General features: G+C 68.1%; 26 protein-coding genes. 23 read left to right on the top strand and 3 right to left on the bottom strand.

Features of this window, described 5'->3' with window-relative positions; genetic code table 11:
- Window positions 1–22: 22 nt before the first annotated feature.
- The 3 genes from WMF20_RS44235 to WMF20_RS44225 form a co-directional block, all read right to left on the bottom strand.
- Window positions 23–1,447 carry a hypothetical protein gene (locus WMF20_RS44235; RefSeq protein WP_437607797.1) on the bottom strand — a complete coding sequence of 475 codons (1,425 nt, stop codon included), beginning with the start codon at window positions 1,445–1,447 and terminating at the stop codon, window positions 23–25.
- 217 nt (window positions 1,448–1,664) lie between these two features.
- Window positions 1,665–2,498, bottom strand: coding sequence for an SUMF1/EgtB/PvdO family nonheme iron enzyme (locus WMF20_RS44230; RefSeq protein ID WP_437607796.1), 834 nt, complete (start codon window positions 2,496–2,498; stop codon window positions 1,665–1,667).
- A 385-nt stretch (window positions 2,499–2,883) separates the two neighbouring features.
- Complete coding sequence (locus WMF20_RS44225; RefSeq protein ID WP_437617222.1) at window positions 2,884–3,609, bottom strand: hypothetical protein; 726 nt, start codon at window positions 3,607–3,609, stop codon at window positions 2,884–2,886.
- Between the two features lie 649 nt (window positions 3,610–4,258).
- Between WMF20_RS44225 and rplV the strand changes: the two genes are divergently transcribed.
- The 23 genes from rplV (at window position 4,259) to WMF20_RS44110 (ending at window position 15,941) form a co-directional block, all read left to right on the top strand.
- A complete protein-coding gene (gene rplV, locus WMF20_RS44220; RefSeq protein ID WP_012240567.1) occupies window positions 4,259–4,597 on the top strand; it encodes a 50S ribosomal protein L22 in 339 nt (112 codons plus the stop codon).
- Between the two features lie 17 nt (window positions 4,598–4,614).
- Complete coding sequence (gene rpsC, locus WMF20_RS44215; RefSeq protein WP_061609597.1) at window positions 4,615–5,307, top strand: 30S ribosomal protein S3; 693 nt, start codon at window positions 4,615–4,617, stop codon at window positions 5,305–5,307.
- 12 nt (window positions 5,308–5,319) lie between these two features.
- Window positions 5,320–5,733: a 50S ribosomal protein L16 gene (gene rplP / locus WMF20_RS44210; RefSeq protein WP_020740979.1), complete on the top strand. Its 414-nt coding sequence runs from the start codon at window positions 5,320–5,322 to the stop codon at window positions 5,731–5,733.
- Between the two features lie 8 nt (window positions 5,734–5,741).
- Window positions 5,742–5,945 (top strand): 50S ribosomal protein L29, encoded by a 204-nt coding sequence (gene rpmC, locus WMF20_RS44205; protein WP_012240564.1) that lies wholly within the window; start codon window positions 5,742–5,744, stop codon window positions 5,943–5,945.
- 56 nt (window positions 5,946–6,001) lie between these two features.
- A complete protein-coding gene (gene rpsQ, locus WMF20_RS44200; protein ID WP_061628603.1) occupies window positions 6,002–6,301 on the top strand; it encodes a 30S ribosomal protein S17 in 300 nt (99 codons plus the stop codon).
- 4 nt (window positions 6,302–6,305) lie between these two features.
- Window positions 6,306–6,674, top strand: coding sequence for a 50S ribosomal protein L14 (gene rplN / locus WMF20_RS44195; RefSeq protein ID WP_020740977.1), 369 nt, complete (start codon window positions 6,306–6,308; stop codon window positions 6,672–6,674).
- Window positions 6,674–6,991: a 50S ribosomal protein L24 gene (rplX, locus tag WMF20_RS44190; protein WP_129579877.1), complete on the top strand. Its 318-nt coding sequence runs from the start codon at window positions 6,674–6,676 to the stop codon at window positions 6,989–6,991. Before rplN ends, rplX begins: the two co-directional genes overlap by 1 nt.
- A gap of 2 nt (window positions 6,992–6,993) precedes the next feature.
- Window positions 6,994–7,719, top strand: a complete 726-nt coding sequence (rplE, locus tag WMF20_RS44185; protein ID WP_408022405.1) for a 50S ribosomal protein L5 — start codon at window positions 6,994–6,996, stop codon at window positions 7,717–7,719.
- A 10-nt stretch (window positions 7,720–7,729) separates the two neighbouring features.
- Window positions 7,730–7,915 (top strand): type Z 30S ribosomal protein S14, encoded by a 186-nt coding sequence (locus tag WMF20_RS44180; protein ID WP_080682593.1) that lies wholly within the window; start codon window positions 7,730–7,732, stop codon window positions 7,913–7,915.
- 4 nt (window positions 7,916–7,919) lie between these two features.
- On the top strand, window positions 7,920–8,315 hold the full coding sequence (rpsH, locus tag WMF20_RS44175) for a 30S ribosomal protein S8 (protein WP_061609602.1): 396 nt from the start codon (window positions 7,920–7,922) through the stop codon (window positions 8,313–8,315).
- The gene (gene rplF, locus WMF20_RS44170) at window positions 8,315–8,944 is read left to right on the top strand and encodes a 50S ribosomal protein L6 (RefSeq protein ID WP_129579876.1); all 630 of its coding nucleotides are present in this window, start codon (window positions 8,315–8,317) and stop codon (window positions 8,942–8,944) included. Before rpsH ends, rplF begins: the two co-directional genes overlap by 1 nt.
- Before the next feature lie 47 nt (window positions 8,945–8,991).
- Window positions 8,992–9,351, top strand: a complete 360-nt coding sequence (gene rplR, locus WMF20_RS44165) for a 50S ribosomal protein L18 (protein ID WP_129579875.1) — start codon at window positions 8,992–8,994, stop codon at window positions 9,349–9,351.
- Window positions 9,352–9,430: 79 nt separating this feature from the next.
- On the top strand, window positions 9,431–10,033 hold the full coding sequence (gene rpsE / locus WMF20_RS44160; RefSeq protein WP_129579874.1) for a 30S ribosomal protein S5: 603 nt from the start codon (window positions 9,431–9,433) through the stop codon (window positions 10,031–10,033).
- Window positions 10,030–10,233: a 50S ribosomal protein L30 gene (gene rpmD / locus WMF20_RS44155; RefSeq protein ID WP_129579873.1), complete on the top strand. Its 204-nt coding sequence runs from the start codon at window positions 10,030–10,032 to the stop codon at window positions 10,231–10,233. Before rpsE ends, rpmD begins: the two co-directional genes overlap by 4 nt.
- Before the next feature lie 50 nt (window positions 10,234–10,283).
- Window positions 10,284–10,775, top strand: coding sequence for a 50S ribosomal protein L15 (gene rplO, locus WMF20_RS44150; protein WP_129579872.1), 492 nt, complete (start codon window positions 10,284–10,286; stop codon window positions 10,773–10,775).
- Between the two features lie 44 nt (window positions 10,776–10,819).
- Window positions 10,820–12,148 (top strand): preprotein translocase subunit SecY, encoded by a 1,329-nt coding sequence (gene secY, locus WMF20_RS44145; RefSeq protein WP_437607795.1) that lies wholly within the window; start codon window positions 10,820–10,822, stop codon window positions 12,146–12,148.
- Between the two features lie 10 nt (window positions 12,149–12,158).
- A complete protein-coding gene (locus WMF20_RS44140; protein ID WP_437607794.1) occupies window positions 12,159–12,800 on the top strand; it encodes an adenylate kinase in 642 nt (213 codons plus the stop codon).
- A complete protein-coding gene (gene infA / locus WMF20_RS44135; protein WP_129579869.1) occupies window positions 12,797–13,048 on the top strand; it encodes a translation initiation factor IF-1 in 252 nt (83 codons plus the stop codon). Before WMF20_RS44140 ends, infA begins: the two co-directional genes overlap by 4 nt.
- A gap of 31 nt (window positions 13,049–13,079) precedes the next feature.
- Entirely contained in the window at window positions 13,080–13,196 is a 117-nt protein-coding gene (gene rpmJ, locus WMF20_RS44130) for a 50S ribosomal protein L36 (RefSeq protein WP_012240549.1), read from the top strand.
- Window positions 13,197–13,239: 43 nt separating this feature from the next.
- Window positions 13,240–13,620 (top strand): 30S ribosomal protein S13, encoded by a 381-nt coding sequence (gene rpsM / locus WMF20_RS44125; RefSeq protein WP_129579868.1) that lies wholly within the window; start codon window positions 13,240–13,242, stop codon window positions 13,618–13,620.
- A gap of 20 nt (window positions 13,621–13,640) precedes the next feature.
- Entirely contained in the window at window positions 13,641–14,051 is a 411-nt protein-coding gene (gene rpsK, locus WMF20_RS44120; RefSeq protein ID WP_020740964.1) for a 30S ribosomal protein S11, read from the top strand.
- 11 nt (window positions 14,052–14,062) lie between these two features.
- A complete protein-coding gene (rpsD, locus tag WMF20_RS44115; RefSeq protein WP_129579867.1) occupies window positions 14,063–14,692 on the top strand; it encodes a 30S ribosomal protein S4 in 630 nt (209 codons plus the stop codon).
- A gap of 208 nt (window positions 14,693–14,900) precedes the next feature.
- Window positions 14,901–15,941: a DNA-directed RNA polymerase subunit alpha gene (locus WMF20_RS44110; RefSeq protein ID WP_020740962.1), complete on the top strand. Its 1,041-nt coding sequence runs from the start codon at window positions 14,901–14,903 to the stop codon at window positions 15,939–15,941.
- Window positions 15,942–15,949 lie beyond the last annotated feature (8 nt).

Raw genomic sequence — 15,949 nt, 5'->3', positions numbered from 1 at the left:
GCTGTCCCGTTCGAGACGGAGCTCAGGGCGGGCTCCAGGTGAGCCCGCTGTCCTCAGAGGCCATGACGTACCAGCCGCGACGCGATGTCCCGGTGACGTCGGCCTGGAGGAGCATCAAAAGCCGATTTCCGAAGGAGAGGAGCGCTCCGAGCTCGATACGGCCGCGTTCGCCCGAGTCTTCGCCGATTACCCTGGGGACGTCGTAGATCTTACCTGCTTCCGGGGATTGCGCGATATAGAGCCCCCATCGCGTCGCGGTGCGGGACGTCAGCACGGCGGCGACCCCTTGGCGTGTGGGCGCCAGGGCGATAAACCGCTCGTGCGGCTCCAGCCAGGGGCGAAAGGGCGGTTTCTCGGCGAGCACGCAGGCGCCGTCGAGGGTGCACGTCGCGAGCGTGCGCTCTCCAGTTGTGGGAGCGATAACCTCGACCATGATCCGGTCGGCTGCGCAGCCGATCGCGGCATCGGGGGCGGCTTTCGCGGGGAGCTTCAGCACGGCTGTCTGCGCCGCGGAGACGGCGAGCACCGCCGTCTTGTCGGGCGGTTGAGGCACGAGCTGGATCGACCATCCGGCGAAGTCGCACGCGGGGGGCGCAGAGAGCGCGGCCGTCGCCGCTGGGCTCATCGCGAGCCCCTCGATGATCCGGGGTGCGTCGAGCGGCTTGCCCGGCTCGGGGACGGGCCGCGCGAGGAGGTTGCGCCCGCGCACCGACAGGATCGCCGGCGGGCGGCCATACGGCACGGGCAGCGCCTGTTCTTGCGCGGGGAGCTGGAGCGGCGGCACCGGCGTGGCGCCGGGCGGCCCCGCATGGACGAGGGTCGCGCGCCGGGGTCTCGGCTCGACGAGCAGCGCGGCGCTCTCGGCCGACAGCACTGCAGGTATGGAGTTCGCGAGCGGCCGCGCCCCGCGGCCCAGCTCTGGCAGCGCGAGGGGCGAGGGCGCCGAGAGCTCGCTCGCCTCGAACGGAGCGAAGGAGAGGCTGGGCGGGTCCACCGCGGGCGGCGCCCCTCGAGCTCCGTGCGCGTCCTTCGCGGGCGCCGGGCCGCGCGGGCCGGCGGTGAGCACGATGGCGCCGTCGGCGCCGACCGACCAGGTGGACCATCCCTCGCGGAGGCGCCGCAGCGAGCGCCACGTCCTGCCGGCGGTCTCGGTCACGAGCGCGATCGCCTCGTTCTCGACCTCGCCTGTCACCACCGCGCGCTTGTCGTCGAGCACGAACACCCGTCGCCATCGGGTCGACGACGGGGCGAGCGCCGAGGCGATGCCTCGCGCCTGGCCAATGGCGGTGGTGAGCTCATCCTGCGACGCCGCGCCCGGCGGCGGGACGGTGATGGGCTCTGCCTTCTCCTTCTTCCGGCACCCGAGCGCCAGGAGAGCGGTCAGGGCGGCGAGGGCAGTCGCGACGGCGCGGCGCCGCGCCGCCGCGCTCACTCCGGAGTCGAGCATCGGCATTCTCTTCGCTGGTGTCGTCTTGGATCCCTGCGCCGCATCGCCGGGCTGTCGCCGACTGGCACGCTCGGCCGCGCCGCGCGGGAGCGGTCGATCCGGAGCGCCGGCCACCGCGCCGCCGCGGCGCGCTCGCCTGATTCCTCGCCGCATCGCCTCGAGCTCCGCGCCCGCCTCGCGGCCGCTCTACCGCCGGCCGCGCGCTGTGCGGCCAGCACTAGTCGGCCTGCTCCGGATCCATGCAGCACCGGAAGCCCGTCGAGTAGTCGTGGTAGCCGAAGGAGTGCGCGGTCGTCGCGTACTTGCACCCCTCGCCGTTGCGCGTCGTGTCCATGAAATAGCCGCCCCGGAAGGTGCCGCTCGGATCGTCGACCCACTCGTGCAGGTTGCCGACCATGTCGAACACGCCGTAGCCGTTGGTGCACCCCGCGCGCTCGCCCGTCGGGAGCAGCGCGTTGGACAGCTGGTTGATGAGCGGGTTGTTCATCGCGGTCGTCCAGTGCTCCTCGGACTTGATGCCGAGCAGCGCCGCGATCTCGGCGACCGGGTGAACCGGTCGCTCGTCGTCGTTGCACACCCCGTGCTGGCGGCTCGCGCCGTAGGGGAAGAGCGTGTCCTCGGGCCCTCGGCAGGCGCTCACCCACTCGTCCGAGGTGCACAGGCGCTTGCCTGACGCCGCGCACGCCCGCTTGGCCTGCAGCCCGCTGATGTAGCCCTGCGGGATGACGCCCGGCCAGGACACGGCGCGGACGCGGCGCTCGATGCCGTCGATCGGATCGAAGGGCGACCACGGGCGCTCGCCGCCGGCCGTCAGCTCGACCAGGGAGCCCTCCCAGCGGTCGACGCACACGCGATCTTCGACGAGGGCCATCTCGGCCGGACAGCGCGCGCTGCTCGTCGACGAGGACACCGAGGCGGCGCTGGTCTCGGGCTCCATCACGGACGCGATCGCGGTGCTGTCCTTGACGGTCGAGAGCGCGCTCTCCTTCGCCTTGAGGGGCCGGTCCACGACGATGGCGGCGGCGCCCTCGAACGACGCTCGCGCCACCACGCGCGGCGTGATCTGCTCGGCGGTCGTCGACCCCGGCGCGCAGCCGGCCGATGCGACGACCAGCCCAAGCAGGACACCGCCGCGGTATGGACGCGCCCCCGACGAACGCGGAAGGGAAGTTGCCAGACGCGGGCGGGAGAGATCCTTGGCCACGGCGGAGCCGAGGATCCCTTCCCGCCATCTTTTTTGCAACCGAATACCGCCCTCGGGGGACCCCCGAAGGCGCGTACGGGAGAGGGTGCGCGCGCCGGGGCGCTAGGGTGGGCGCAGGCTGGGAACGGGCCCGGAGGTCATCGCATGTGCGTTGAACGGTGGGGGAAAAGAACCGCGAGAGCAGAGAGGGCGCTGCGCGCGCCCTCGGCCCCGCCTTTGCGCGGGGACCTGTTCAGAAGCTCATGACGGTCTCGTAGCAGTCGCGGTAGGCCGCGCCGCAGGTGAGGTTCTCATCCGCCTCGTTGATGCACTCGACGAGCTCGTCCACGCCGGCAGCGCTGAAGGGGTTCAGATCGGCAGCGCACTGCCCCTCGTTGAACGACTCATCGCATTGGTCGGCGATCCCGTCGCAGATCGTGAGCGCCTGGTTGGGGCAGGCGTTCTCGTACATCTCGGTGAGGCAATCCTGAGCGGGCTCGAGATCGCACGCGTACTGCACGCCGATGTCCCCCAGGCAGTCGGCCAGATCCGCCGCGTGGCTCCGGGCGAACAGGAGGAAGGCGCGCTTGCAGAGCCTGTAGCCGATGGGCTCCTCGTCGCGGTCGTCGCCGCACTGGCTCGTCGCCCCCTGCGCCGGCGCGATGTTCAGCCGCTCACATGCGTCCGCCGTGACGGCGCTGTTCCCGGCCTCGATGCACGCCGCTCCGCCGCCCTCGCCGCCCTCGCCGCCCTGACCGCCTTCTCCTCCGTCGCCTCCCTGGCCGCCTTCGCCCCAGTCGCCGCCCTCGCCGCCCTCGCCGCCGTCGCCCCCGCCGGTCGAGGAGCCGGTGGTGACGCCGGCGCCGGTCGTCTGGTCCGGGTCGTTGTCCGTGTCCGCCGAGGTCACGACGCAGCCGCCGTGGACGGCGGGCAAGATCAAGGTAAGCGCGAAGAAAGAATGGCGATGACGAGCAAGCATGGTCACGTTGCCTCCTACAATGTCGGGGAAGAGTTCCACTACCTGGTACGTTCGACTCAGCCTGGGGCTCTCCTATTCCCCTCGCAATCCCGTTCTTCGCCCCGGTCGAGCCGGACGAGGCCGATGCGCCGCGGACGCACCCGGTGCCGTCCCGATCAGGCCGCCGGACAGCCTGTTTCAGAAGTGTTTCGCGTGTGTCAAGAGCAATTTTCGAGATCGTGAGCGACCGAGCGCCTCCCGGAGGCCGGCCGGCCGGCGAGGGCGGCGGCCGGACGCCGGCGGTGAGGTGCTCCTGACGCCCGTTCAGGAAAGTCTGAAAAGTTGCTCAGGTCGCCCGGGCGCGAGAAACAAACTGAAAGGACGCGGAAGGATCGCGCTTGCGTACGGCGCTTCCCGCTGGTAATCACCGCGCTCCGTTTTCCCGGGCGATCGGGTGTCCTCCCGGTCTCCCAGTAGAAGAGCCGTAACGGCGCTTCGATCTCAGCTCTGCTCCTTCGGCCGCCGCGGGAACCCCCCCGGTGACGCGAAGGGGGTCCGCGTTCATGGACGCCGGACTGAGACCGGAAGCGTACGACGGTGCAACCGGTTCGCAGCGAACCGAAACCCGGTACGGAGTCACTCCGCCCGCCGGTGTCGCGAGGTGTCTCGAATGGTAAGCAAAGCCAGTGCGATGTTTTCGCGGATCGCCCCGCGCAAGGCACGCATGATCGCCGATCTCGTCCGAGGTCGCGACGCGGACGAGGCGATCCAGCTGCTCTCGTTCACGCAGAAGAGCGGCGCCCCCGTCCTGCGGAAGATCATCGAGAGCGCGGTCGCGAACGCCCAGCAGGCGGGCGCCGACATCGACGCGCTCTTCATCAGCAAGGCCACCGTCGACAAGGGGCCGAACAAGTTCAACCGCCGCTGGCGGCCGCGCGCGATGGGTCGTGCGACCCGGATCACCAAGGGCGTGTCGCACATCGTCATCGAAGTCGACGAGAGAAAGTAAGTAGAGGACCTGCCGATATGGGACAGAAGACCCATCCGTATGGCTTCCGCGTCGGTGTCATCAAGACGTGGAGCAGCAAGTGGTACGAGGACGGCGCCGCGTATCAGAAGTGGCTCCACCAGGACATCCGCATCAAGCGCGCGATCAAGCAGTACCTCTACAACGCGAACATCGCCGGCGTGGAGATCGAGCGCGCCGCGAACCGCGCGAAGGTGATCGTCTTCACCGCCCGCCCCGGCATGGTGATCGGCAAGGGCGGCAAGGGGATCGAGACGCTGAAGAGCGGCAACGTCGGCACCGCGTCGAAGGGCGAGACCCTCTTCCCCGGCGTGTCCTCGTTCACCGACAACGAGGTGTTCATCGACGTGCAGGAGGTCCGGAAGGCCGAGACCAACGCGCAGCTCGTCGCCGAGAACATCGCGACGCAGCTCGAGCGCCGGATCGCGTTCCGCCGGGCGATGAAGAAGGCGGTCGCCACCGCGATGAAGTTCGGCGCGAAGGGCATCCGCGTGCGCTGCGCCGGCAGGCTCGGCGGCAGCGAGATGAGCCGCGTCGAGACCTACCGCGAGGGCCGGGTGCCGCTGCACACGCTCCGCGCCGACATCGAGTTCGGCCTCGCCGAGGCGAAGACGAAGGTCGGCATCATCGGCGTGAAGGTCTGGATGTTCAAGGGCGAGGTCCTGCAGCGTAAGGCGCGCCGGATCCAGTAGAGGGATTGCAGAATGCTGTCTCCGAAGCGAACCAAGTTCCGCAAGATGCAGAAGGGGAACAACCGCGGCCTCGCCATGACGGGCAGCGATGTCTCCTTCGGCGACTTTGCGCTCCAGTGCGTCGAGCCTGCCCGCGTCACCTCGCGGCAGATCGAGGCGGCCCGTATGGCGATCCAGCGGCACGTGAAGCGCGCGGGCAAGCTGTGGATCCGCATCTTCCCGGACCGCCCGGTGACGAAGAAGCCGCTCGAGGTCCGCATGGGTGGGGGCAAGGGCGCGCCCGAGGAGTGGTGCGCCGTCGTGAAGCCGGGCCGCGTGATGTACGAGATCAGCGGCGTGAGCGAGGAGATCGCGAAGGAGGCCTTCCGCCTCGCGTCGCACAAGCTCCCGATGCAGTGCAAGTTCCTCGTCCGCGGGCTGACGTGAGGGAAGCGATGAAGGCGAAGGATTTGCGTGAACGCACCACCGAGCACCTGCGCGAGCTCGAGAAGTCGCTGGCGGCGGGCCTGTTCGAGGCGCGGTTCAAGAATTTCACGAATCGGCTGAACGACACGGCGACGATCCGCAAGGCGAAGCGGGATCTCGCGCGGGTGAAGACGATCCTCACGCAGCGCGCGCGTGCCGAGGAGAAGGCGTAGCCATGGCGACGAAGAAGAAGGCAGAGAACCAGCAGCCGGTCGCTGCGGCGCCCGAGCTGGCAGCCGCCGCGCCTGCGCAGGCCGAGACCGAGGCGAAGGCGCACGGCTTCCGGCGCAAGCTGGTCGGCAAGGTGACCAGCGACAAGATGGACAAGACGGTCACCGTCGAGGTCATCCGGAACGCGCTCGACCCTGTGTACAAGAAGTACGTCCGTCAGCGGGAGCGCTACAAGGCGCACGACGAGACGAACCAGTACAAGGTGGGCGACCGCGTCGAGATCACGGAGCACAGGCCGATCTCCCGCGACAAGCGGTGGCTCGTGACCAAGCTCGTTGCCAGGCCGGTGGAGGAGTAGCGCCATGATCCAGGTGTCGACGCATCTCGAGGTCGCGGACAACTCCGGCGCCCGAATCGTGAAGTGCATCAAGGTGCTCGGCGGCTCGCGCCGCAAGTACGCCGCGCTCGGCGACGTCATCGTCGTGTCGATCAAGGAGGCGCTGCCGGGGACCAAGGTGAAGAAGGGGGACACGGCGCGCGCCGTCGTCGTCCGCACCGCCCGGGAGTACCTCCGCTCGGACGGCAGCTACATCAAGTTCGATGGGAACAGCGCGGTCCTCATCAACAAGGAGAAGGAGCCGATCGGCACCCGCATCTTCGGGCCGGTCGCTCGCGAGCTGCGCGCGAAGAAGTTCATGAAGATCATCTCGCTCGCGCCGGAGGTCCTCTGATGAAGCGCCTCAGGGTCGGTGACCTCGTGCAGGTCATCAGCGGCAAGGAGCAGGGGAAGCAGGGCCGCATCACCAAGATCCTCGCCGACGAGGATCGCGTGGTGGTGGAGGGCCTGAACACGGTGACCCGCCACCAGCGGCCCACGCCGCGCAACCAAGAGGGCGGGAAGATCACCAAGGAGGCGCCGATTCACGCCTCCAAGGTCATGCCGGTCGATCCGGCGACGGGCAAGCCGACGCGCGTGAAGATCCGCGTCGGTGAGGACGGCAAGAAGACGCGCGTCGGCAAGAGCGGCAGCGCGATCGGTGTGGGCTAGCCATGGCGGACAAGAAGGACAAGGACAAGGCGGCCAAGGACGGCGGCAAGGGCAAGGACAAGCCCAAGCCGCAGCAGGCCAAGCCGCAGGCGCCCGCCAAGAGCAAGGAAGCCAAGGGCGCGAAGGGCAAGGGCGCGGAGGTCGAGGCCGCCGAGCCGGCCGAGGCGCGCCCGCGCGACCCGAACTACACCCCGCGGCTGCGCACGCACTACCAGAAGTCCGTGACCGCCGCGCTCTCGAAGCGGTTCGGCTACAAGAACCCGATGATGGTGCCCCGCCTGCAGAAGGTGGTGATCAACATGGGGCTCGGCGCCGCGGTGCAGAACCCGAAGATCATCGACTCGGCGGTCGAGGACATGCGGGCGATCTCCGGCCAGAAGCCGGTGGTGACCCGGGCTCGAAAGTCGATCGCGACCTTCAAGCTGCGCGAGAACCTGCCCATCGGGGTGATGGTGACCCTGCGCGCCGAGCGGATGTGGGAGTTCGTGGATCGCCTGATCTCGTTCTCGCTGCCGCGCGTCCGCGACTTCAAGGGCGTCAGCCCGAAGGGGTTCGACGGCAAGGGCAACTTCACGATGGGCCTGCGCGAGCAGATCATCTTCCCCGAGATCGACTACGACAAGATCGACGTCGTGAAGGGGCTCAACATCTCGTTCGTGACCACGGCGAAGACGGACGAGGAAGGACGCGCGCTCCTCACCGAGCTTGGCATCCCGTTCCGGCATTGAGGGATTTTCGATGGCCCGTGCAAAAGAGTTTGCGAAGCTGAACCGTCCGCCGAAGTTTTCTACGCGGCACAAGAACCGTTGCAAGGTGTGCGGGCGCTCGCGCGCTTACTACCGCGACTTCGAGCTCTGCCGTGTCTGCCTTCGGTTGTTCGCGCTCCGTGGTGAGCTCCCTGGTGTGATCAAGGCCAGCTGGTGATTCTATGATGACCGATCCCATCGCCGACATGCTGACCCGCATTCGCAACGCGGCGCTCGCGCGGCACGACCGGACCGAGGTCCCCGCGAGCCGCATCAAAGCCGCGGTCGCGGAGATCCTCAAGTCCGAGGGCTTCATCGCCGACGTGCGCGAGACCGAGGGCGAAGGTCCCAAGAAGCTGACGATCGTGCTCAAGTACGGGCGCGACCGCCAGAGCGCGATCGACGGCGTGCGCCGCGTCTCCCGCCCCGGGCGCCGCGTGTACGTGCGCCACGACAGGATCCCGCGCGTGTTCAGCGGGCTCGGGATCTCGATCCTGAGCACGTCCCGCGGGCTCATGAGCGACAGGGATGCGCGCCGCCTGAAGGTGGGCGGCGAGCTGCTCTGCGAGGTGTGGTGATGGAAGCTCAGGCGAACACAGCCCAGCCTGCGAAGGGCAACGCGAACGGTGACAGCCGGCTCGCGACCAAGACGTCGCGCGTCGGCAAGCGTCCGATTGATCTGCCGAAGGGGGTCACCGCGACCGTCAACGGCCGGAAGATCGACGTCAAGGGCCCGAAGGGGCAGCTCTCCCGCGCGATCACCGACAAGGTGGACATCAAGCTCGAGGGGAGCAGGCTGCACGTGAGCTCGGTGGCGCCTGGGCGCGACGGGTCGCGCCTCCAGGGGCTCACGCGGGCGCTCGTGGCCGCGATGGTGAAGGGCGTCGCCGAGGGTTACGAGCGGACGCTCGAGCTCAAGGGGACCGGCTACCGCGTCGAGCTCAAGGGCACGACGCTGAACTTCGCCCTCGGCTTCTCCCACCCCGTGACGTTCGCGGTGCCGACGGGCCTGACCGCGACGATCCCGGCGGACTCGAAGGGCACGATCCTCGTCCTGACGGGCGCGGACAAGGAGCTCATCGGGCAGACGGCCGCGACGATCCGCGGCTTCAGGCCGCCGGAGCCGTACGGCGGCAAGGGCGTGCGGTACCGCGGCGAGCGCGTGCGGGAGAAGGCTGGCAAGGCCGGCAAGGGCGGCAAGAAGTAAAGGCGAGCAGCGGCGGCGACGCCGCTGCACCGAGGGACGAGACGGTCATGGGCATGAAAATCGTCGGTCGGGAGCGCCGGAAGCTCCGCATCCGCAAGAAGGTCGAGGGGACGCCGGAGCGCCCGCGCCTCAGCGTCTTCCGCAGCTCGAAGCACATCTACGCGCAGGTCATCGACGACGTGAGCGGCAAGACCCTCGCCCACGCTTCGACGCTGTCGAAGGATCTGAAGGGCTCGCTCGACGAGGACAACAAGGTCGAGGCGGCGAAGAAGGTCGGGGCGCTGATCGCGAAGATCTGCAAGGAGAAGCAGATCGACAAGGTGGTCTTCGACCGCAACGGCTATCTGTACCACGGGCGCGTCAGCGCCCTCGCCCAGGCGGCGCGCGAGGCAGGTCTCGATTTCTGACTCCCACAGCCGCTGCCCTGATGGTGAGGGCGGCGGGCGCGGTCAACTGCCGCGGCGGAGAACGTGATAGAGGACGGTTATGGCGTTCGATCATGTCGACGAAGAGAAGCTGAAAGAGCGAGTCATCCACATCAACCGCGTCGCCAAGGTCGTCAAGGGCGGCCGGCGTTTCAGCTTCTCGGCGCTGGTCGTGGTGGGCGACGAAGCGGGGCACGTGGGCGTCGGCCTGGGCAAGGCCAACGAGGTGCCGGAGGCCATCCGCAAGGGGAACGACCAGGCTCGCAAGAACCTGTTCCGCATCCCGCTCGACGGTGTGACTATCCCGCACGACTCGTTCGGCCACGTCGGGGCGGGTAAGGTCCTGCTGAAGCCGGCCAGCCCTGGGACGGGCGTCATCGCCGGCGGCGCGGTGCGCGCCGTCGTCGAGTCGGCGGGGATCCACGACGTGCTGTCGAAGTCGCTCGGCACGAGCAACCCGCACAACGTCGTGCACGCGACCGTCGCGGCGCTCCGCGGGCTGAAGAGCCCGGAGAGCGTCGCCGGGAAGCGGTCGATGCAGCTCGACTCGCTCGACTACCAGCGCCGCGGCGGCACTGGTACCGCGGGCCGGCGTCGCGCGAGCGTGGCGCCCCCCGGGCCGGGCGGCGCGCAGGGCGGCGGCGCTGAAGGAGGCTCGCAGTGAAGCTCCGCGTACGTCAGAAGATCAGCAACATCGGCCAGGTCGAGCACACCCGGAGGGTCATCAAGGGGCTCGGCCTGCGCGGGCCGGGGTCCGAGGTGGTCGTCGCGAACACGCCCTCGTTCCGTGGCATGGTGAAGAAGATCCTCCACCTGGTCGAGGTGGAGGAGGTCGCCGACGAGGCAACCTCCCTGAAGTCCTGAGAAGCGAGATCGTCATCCCCGCGGAGTTGCCGCGTACGGAAGTGTGAAACATGGACATCCTCTCTAAGCTCCAAGCCCCTGAAGGCGCCGTAACCAAGAGGCTCCGCGTTGGCCGCGGCGTGGGGTCGGGCGTCGGCAAGACGGCTGGCCGCGGACAAAAAGGGCAGAAGGCGCGGGCGGGCGGCAACATCAACAAGAAGCACTTCCAGGGCGGGCAGACGCCGATCCAGCGCCGCCTCCCGAAGCGTGGCTTCCGGAACCCGCTCGCGGACATCGTCGCCAACGTCAACGTCGGCGCCCTCGAGGCGTTCGACGACGGCGCCCAGGTCGACGTGGCCGCGCTCCAGGCGAGCCGCCTCGTGCAGGGCCGGTTCGACGTCCTGAAGATCCTCGGCAGCGGCGAGCTCACGAAGAAGCTCACGGTGAGCGCGCATCGCTTCTCCAAGGGAGCGATCGAGAAGATCGAGAAGGCGGGAGGCAAGGCGGTCGTGCTCGCGTCGCCCGCCTCTCAGGACAACTCGACGGGCGCCTCGTCCTCGTAGCCAGCGCGCACGCGCCCCCACCAAGCCGGAGTCCAGGATCGCCTATGGCCAGCCTCGCGGGAATCACCAACTTCCACAAGATCCCCGAGCTCCGGCGACGCGTGATCTTCACCCTGGTGATGCTCGCGGTCTACCGGGTCGGCGTGTTCGTGACGACCCCGGGCGTGGACCGGAATGCGATGCGGCAGTACGTCGCGAAGCAGTCCGGGGGGCTCATCGGCTTCTTCAACATGTTCTCCGGCGGAGCGCTGGAGAACCTGTCGATCTTCGCGCTCGGGATCATGCCGTACATCTCGGCATCGATCATCATGCAGCTCATGGGCATGGTGTACAAGCCCATCGACGAGCTGCGAAAAGAGGGCGAACAGGGGCGTCGCCGGCTCGATCAGTACACGCGGTACGGCACGGTCGCGCTCTCGCTGTTCCAGGCCTTCTCGATCGCGAAGATGCTGGAGGGCCTGTCGAGCAGCGAGACGGGGGCCGGCATCGTGAACCACCCCGGCATCGGCTTCCAGCTGATGACGGTCATCACGCTGACGACCGGGACCGCGTTCCTGATGTGGATCGGCGAGCAGATCACCGAGCGCGGGGTCTCGAACGGCGTCTCGCTCCTGATCTTCGCGAGCATCATCACGAGCATCCCCCAGCAGATCGGCAACTACTTCGCCCAGAACGCCGGCGATCTCCAGCCGCTGACGATGGCCGCGGTCGTCGCGTTCATCGTGTTCGTCATCGGGATCATCGCGTTCTTCGAGAACGGCAGGCGCCAGATCCCGATCGTGTACTCGCGGCGCCAGGTCGGCCGCCGCGTGTACGGCGGGCAGACGGCGCACCTGCCGCTCAAGGTGAACACCGCGGGCACCATCCCCCCCATCTTCGCGTCGTCGCTGCTGATGTTCCCGCAGACGCTCGCGAACATGAACGTGCCCGGGGCCAACGCGCTCCAGGCGATCATCAACCGGGGAGACTGGGTCTTCAACACCGGCTACGCGCTGCTCATCATCTTCTTCTGCTTCTTCTACACGAACGTCACGTTCCAGCCGGTGGACGTCGCCGAGAACCTGAAGAAGCAGCAGGCAAACATCCCCGGGATCCGGCCAGGCAAGCAGACGGCGGACTACATCCACCGGGTGATCCAGCGGATCACCGTGGGCGGCGCGCTCTACGTCGCCGCGGTGTGCGTGGTCCCCTCGATCGTCGGCAACCTGCTGCGTGTCCCCTTCGGCTTCGGCGGGACGTCGCTCATGATTGTCGTGGGCGTCGCGCTCGACACGGTGAACCAGCTGGAGGCGCACCTGATCACGCGGAGCTACGAGGGGCTGACGGGCCCCGGTGCCACCCGCATCCGCGGCCGCAGGCTGCCGGAAGCGTGACGGAGGGCAAATGATCTTGGTTCTGGTGGGGCCTCCTGGAGCTGGGAAGGGTACGCAAGCGAAGCTGCTGTGCTCGCGCTTCGGCGTCCCGCAGATCTCGACCGGCGACATGCTGCGCGAGGCGAAGCGGGCAGGCACGCTGGAGAAGCGTTACCTGGACATCATGGACTCGGGCGGGCTCCTGCCCGATGAGGCCGTCATCGGCCTCATCGCTCAGCGAACGGCCGAGCCCGACTGTGGCAACGGTTTCCTCCTGGACGGATTTCCCAGGACGGTGCCCCAGGCGACCGCGCTCGACGAGCTCCTCGCCAGCCAGGGCGGCAAGCGGATTGATGCGGTGCTCCAGCTGGACGTTCCGCGCCCCCTGCTCGAGGAACGCTTGATCCATCGTCGGACCGACAAACGCAGTGGACAGATATATCATCTCGTCTATAATCCGCCGCCCCCCGGTGCGGAGCTAGAGCATCGGGCCGATGATCGGCCCGAGGCTGTTGCCAAGCGGCTCGATGCCTACGAGGCGATGACGGCTGCCCTTCTCCCGTTTTACGAGCAGAAGCAGCTGCTGCATCGCGTCGACGGGGTCGGGAAGCCAGAAGAAGTTACGCACAGGGTGCTGTCGGCTCTCGGCCGATCGGGCTCGGGTGGAGAATGAGGCGTACGAAACAAGCCAGACCGCCGAAGGAACCGAAGGGCGACAAGCTCGAGTTCGACGGCGTGGTTCAAGAGGCCCTGCCGAACGCCATGTTTCGCGTGAAGGCGGACAACGGCCTGGGCGTCCTCGCGACCATCAGCGGCCGGATGCGGCAGTACTACATCAAGATCCTGCCGGGCGACCGCGTGACCGTCGAGGTCTCGCCGTACGACCCGAGCCGTGGCCGGATCACGTACCGGCACAAGTAACGTAGTTTTTTGAGGAATCTGGAGGCTCCCCGTGAAGGTGCGCCCGAGCGTCAAGAAGATTTGCGACAAGTGCAAGGTGGTGCGGCGGCGTGGTGTCGTCCGGATCATCTGCGAGAACCCCCGCCACAAGCAGCGCCAGGGGAACTAGCTCTTTCGGCGGAAGCCCGCCCTCGTTTCGGTTTGGAGTAACCATGGCTCGTATCGCTGGTGTCGATCTCCCGCGTCGGAAGCATGTCGCCTACGCCCTGCCGTACCTCTACGGCATCGGGCGGACTCTCGCGTTGCAGATCTGCGAGAAGACCAACATCGCGCCGAACAGGCGCGTCGAGGAGCTCAGCGACGCCGAGGTGAAGGCGATCCGCGACCTGCTCGACGCCGAGTACAAGGTCGAGGGCGACCTGCGGCGCGAGGTGCAGCTCAACATCAAGCGGCTCATGGACCTCGGCTGCTACCGCGGGCTCCGCCACCGGCGTGGCCTCCCGGCGAACGGGCAGAGGACGCACACGAACGCGCGCACCCGGAAGGGGCCGCGCAAGGGCATGTTGCAGCGGCGTCCGGCCGCTACGAAGTGACGAGCGGGGATTAGGACGCCATGGCGCAAGCGAAGACGGCTGCCACCACCACCAAGGCCAAGCAGAAGAAGAAGGTCAAGAAGAATGTCGCCGCGGGCATCGCGCACATTCAGTCGACCTTCAACAACACGGTCGTGACGATCACGGACATCAACGGCAACGCGATTGCGTGGTCGTCCGCTGGCGCTCGCGGCTTCAAGGGATCGCGAAAGTCGACGCCGTTCGCCGCGCAGCTCGCGGCGGAAGAGGCCGCGCGGCGGGCGCAGGAGCACGGGATGCGTTCGGTCGCCGTGTTCGTGAAGGGCCCGGGGGCCGGCCGCGAGAGCGCGCTTCGCGCGCTCCAGACCGCAGGCTTCAAGGTGACGCTCATCCGCGACGTCACGCCGATCCCCCACAACGGTTGCCGGCCGCCGAAGCGGCGCAGGGTTTGAGGTAATTCACGATGGCTCGCTACATTGGTCCGGTCTGCAAGCTCTGCCGCCGCGAGGGGATGAAGCTCTACCTCAAGGGAGAGCGGTGCTACTCCGAGAAGTGCGCGTACACGCGGCGCCCGTATCCGCCCGGCCAGCACGGCCAGGGGCGCATCAAGCTGAGCGAGTACGCGGTGCGCCTGCGCGAGAAGCAAAAGGTGCGGCGCATCTACGGCGTGCTCGAGCGGCAGTTCAGCGGGTACTTCCAGGAGGCCAACCGGCGCAAGGGCCGGACGGGCGAGGAGATGCTCGCGCTCCTGGAGCGGCGCCTCGACAACGTGGTGCACCGGATGGGCTTCGGCTCGTCGCGCGCCGAGGCGCGCCAGCTCGTGCGGCACGGGCACGTTCACGTGAACGGCAAGCGGCTGGACATCCCGAGCTACGTGGTGCGGGCCGGCGATCGGATCGAGCTCACCGAGGGGGCGCGCAAGTTCAAGAGCGTCCTCGCGTCGGTCGGGGGCGCGGACAAGCGCCCGGTCGCGAGCTGGATCGACGTGGATCGCGGGGCGTTCACCGGCGCGATCAAGGGCGCTCCGATCCGCGAGGATCTGAACGAGCCCGAGATCCGCGAGCAGCTCGTCGTCGAGTACTACTCGCGCTGAGCGCGAGGGCGGCGCGGAGGAGGGCAGCGCCACGAGCGCACCTTGCGGGGTGCGCTCGTTCGCTGCCGGCTCCCCTCCGCGTCGTCGTCCTGCGCGCGGGCGCGCAGGCGCATGGAGCCAAGGATGCGGGCAGGAGGCGGCGCCGACCGGTCGAGTGCGGCCGCGGCGTGAGACCTCCGCGCAAACCTCATGAAGGAAGGAGATCGCCATGACGATGAACAACCCGAACCTCACGATGATCGCCCGGAACTGGCGCGATCTGATCCGGCCCAAGGGCATCTCGATCGACGCGGAGAGCGGGACCCAGTTCTACGCCAAGTTCACGTGTGAGCCCCTGGAGCGCGGCTTCGGGATCACGATCGGCAACTCGCTGCGGCGGGTGCTGCTCTCCTCCCTCCAGGGGGCGGCGGCGACGGCCATCCGCATCGAGGGCGCGCTGCACGAGTTCACCACCGTGCCGGACGTGGTCGAGGACGTCAGCGACATCATCCTCAACGTCAAGGAGGTCGTCTTCAAGGCGGCGACCCCGAAGACGTACTCGGTGCGGATCGACCGCGAGGGGCCCGGGCCCGTGTACGCGCGCGACATCCAGCTGGTGGACGGGCTGTCGGTGCTCAACCCCGACCACCTCATCGCCGTGCTCGACAAGAAGGGGCCGCTCTCGATGGAGCTCACGGTGAACGTGGGCCGCGGCTACGTGCCCGCCGAGCGGAACAAGACGCCGACCATGCCCATCGGGACGATCCCGATCGACGCGCTGTTCTCGCCCATCCGCAAGGTGAACTACACCGTGCAGAACGCCCGCGTCGGGCAGGTGACCGACTACGACAAGCTCACGCTCGAGGTCTGGACGAACGGCTCGGTCTCGCCGGCGGATGCGGTCGCCTTCGCCGCGAAGATCCTGAAGGAGCAGCTCTCCATCTGGGTCAACTTCGAGGAGAGCGAGGAGACGAGCTACCAGGCGGTGATGAGCGACGACGAGCCGCTCAACGAGAACCTGTTCCGCTCCGTCGAGGAGCTCGAGCTGAGCGTCCGCTCCGCGAACTGCTTGCAGAACGCGAACATCACGCTCATCGGCGAGCTGGTGCAGCGGACCGAGCAGGACATGCTCAAGACCAAGAACTTCGGTCGCAAGTCGCTGAAGGAAATCAAAGAGATCCTCGCGAACATGGGGCTCTCGCTCGGGATGAAGATCGACAACTGGCCGCAGCTCCTCGAGCGCTGGAAGGCGCAGCAGGCGCAGGCGTGAGTCGGTAC

The organism is Sorangium sp. So ce834, assembly GCF_051521425.1.
Lineage (GTDB): Bacteria > Myxococcota_A > Polyangia > Polyangiales > Polyangiaceae > Sorangium > Sorangium cellulosum_D.
This window is presented reverse-complemented; position numbering and strand designations above follow the sequence as displayed.

What these genes read in the sequence shown, in the direction of transcription:
- WMF20_RS44235 (WP_437607797.1), bottom strand. Translation starts at nt 1,447, where the DNA reads ATGCTCGACTCCGGAGTGAGCGCGGCGGCGCGGCGCCGCGCCGTCGCG.
- WMF20_RS44225 (WP_437617222.1), bottom strand. Translation starts at nt 3,609, where the DNA reads ATGCTTGCTCGTCATCGCCATTCTTTCTTCGCGCTTACCTTGATCTTG.
- rplV (WP_012240567.1), top strand. Translation starts at nt 4,259, where the DNA reads ATGGTAAGCAAAGCCAGTGCGATGTTTTCGCGGATCGCCCCGCGCAAG.
- rpsC (WP_061609597.1), top strand. Translation starts at nt 4,615, where the DNA reads ATGGGACAGAAGACCCATCCGTATGGCTTCCGCGTCGGTGTCATCAAG.
- rplP (WP_020740979.1), top strand. Translation starts at nt 5,320, where the DNA reads ATGCTGTCTCCGAAGCGAACCAAGTTCCGCAAGATGCAGAAGGGGAAC.
- rpmC (WP_012240564.1), top strand. Translation starts at nt 5,742, where the DNA reads ATGAAGGCGAAGGATTTGCGTGAACGCACCACCGAGCACCTGCGCGAG.
- rplN (WP_020740977.1), top strand. Translation starts at nt 6,306, where the DNA reads ATGATCCAGGTGTCGACGCATCTCGAGGTCGCGGACAACTCCGGCGCC.
- rplX (WP_129579877.1), top strand. Translation starts at nt 6,674, where the DNA reads ATGAAGCGCCTCAGGGTCGGTGACCTCGTGCAGGTCATCAGCGGCAAG.
- rplE (WP_408022405.1), top strand. Translation starts at nt 6,994, where the DNA reads ATGGCGGACAAGAAGGACAAGGACAAGGCGGCCAAGGACGGCGGCAAG.
- WMF20_RS44180 (WP_080682593.1), top strand. Translation starts at nt 7,730, where the DNA reads ATGGCCCGTGCAAAAGAGTTTGCGAAGCTGAACCGTCCGCCGAAGTTT.
- rpsH (WP_061609602.1), top strand. Translation starts at nt 7,920, where the DNA reads ATGATGACCGATCCCATCGCCGACATGCTGACCCGCATTCGCAACGCG.
- rplF (WP_129579876.1), top strand. Translation starts at nt 8,315, where the DNA reads ATGGAAGCTCAGGCGAACACAGCCCAGCCTGCGAAGGGCAACGCGAAC.
- rplR (WP_129579875.1), top strand. Translation starts at nt 8,992, where the DNA reads ATGGGCATGAAAATCGTCGGTCGGGAGCGCCGGAAGCTCCGCATCCGC.
- rpsE (WP_129579874.1), top strand. Translation starts at nt 9,431, where the DNA reads ATGGCGTTCGATCATGTCGACGAAGAGAAGCTGAAAGAGCGAGTCATC.
- rplO (WP_129579872.1), top strand. Translation starts at nt 10,284, where the DNA reads ATGGACATCCTCTCTAAGCTCCAAGCCCCTGAAGGCGCCGTAACCAAG.
- secY (WP_437607795.1), top strand. Translation starts at nt 10,820, where the DNA reads ATGGCCAGCCTCGCGGGAATCACCAACTTCCACAAGATCCCCGAGCTC.
- WMF20_RS44140 (WP_437607794.1), top strand. Translation starts at nt 12,159, where the DNA reads ATGATCTTGGTTCTGGTGGGGCCTCCTGGAGCTGGGAAGGGTACGCAA.
- infA (WP_129579869.1), top strand. Translation starts at nt 12,797, where the DNA reads ATGAGGCGTACGAAACAAGCCAGACCGCCGAAGGAACCGAAGGGCGAC.
- rpsM (WP_129579868.1), top strand. Translation starts at nt 13,240, where the DNA reads ATGGCTCGTATCGCTGGTGTCGATCTCCCGCGTCGGAAGCATGTCGCC.
- rpsK (WP_020740964.1), top strand. Translation starts at nt 13,641, where the DNA reads ATGGCGCAAGCGAAGACGGCTGCCACCACCACCAAGGCCAAGCAGAAG.
- rpsD (WP_129579867.1), top strand. Translation starts at nt 14,063, where the DNA reads ATGGCTCGCTACATTGGTCCGGTCTGCAAGCTCTGCCGCCGCGAGGGG.
- WMF20_RS44110 (WP_020740962.1), top strand. Translation starts at nt 14,901, where the DNA reads ATGACGATGAACAACCCGAACCTCACGATGATCGCCCGGAACTGGCGC.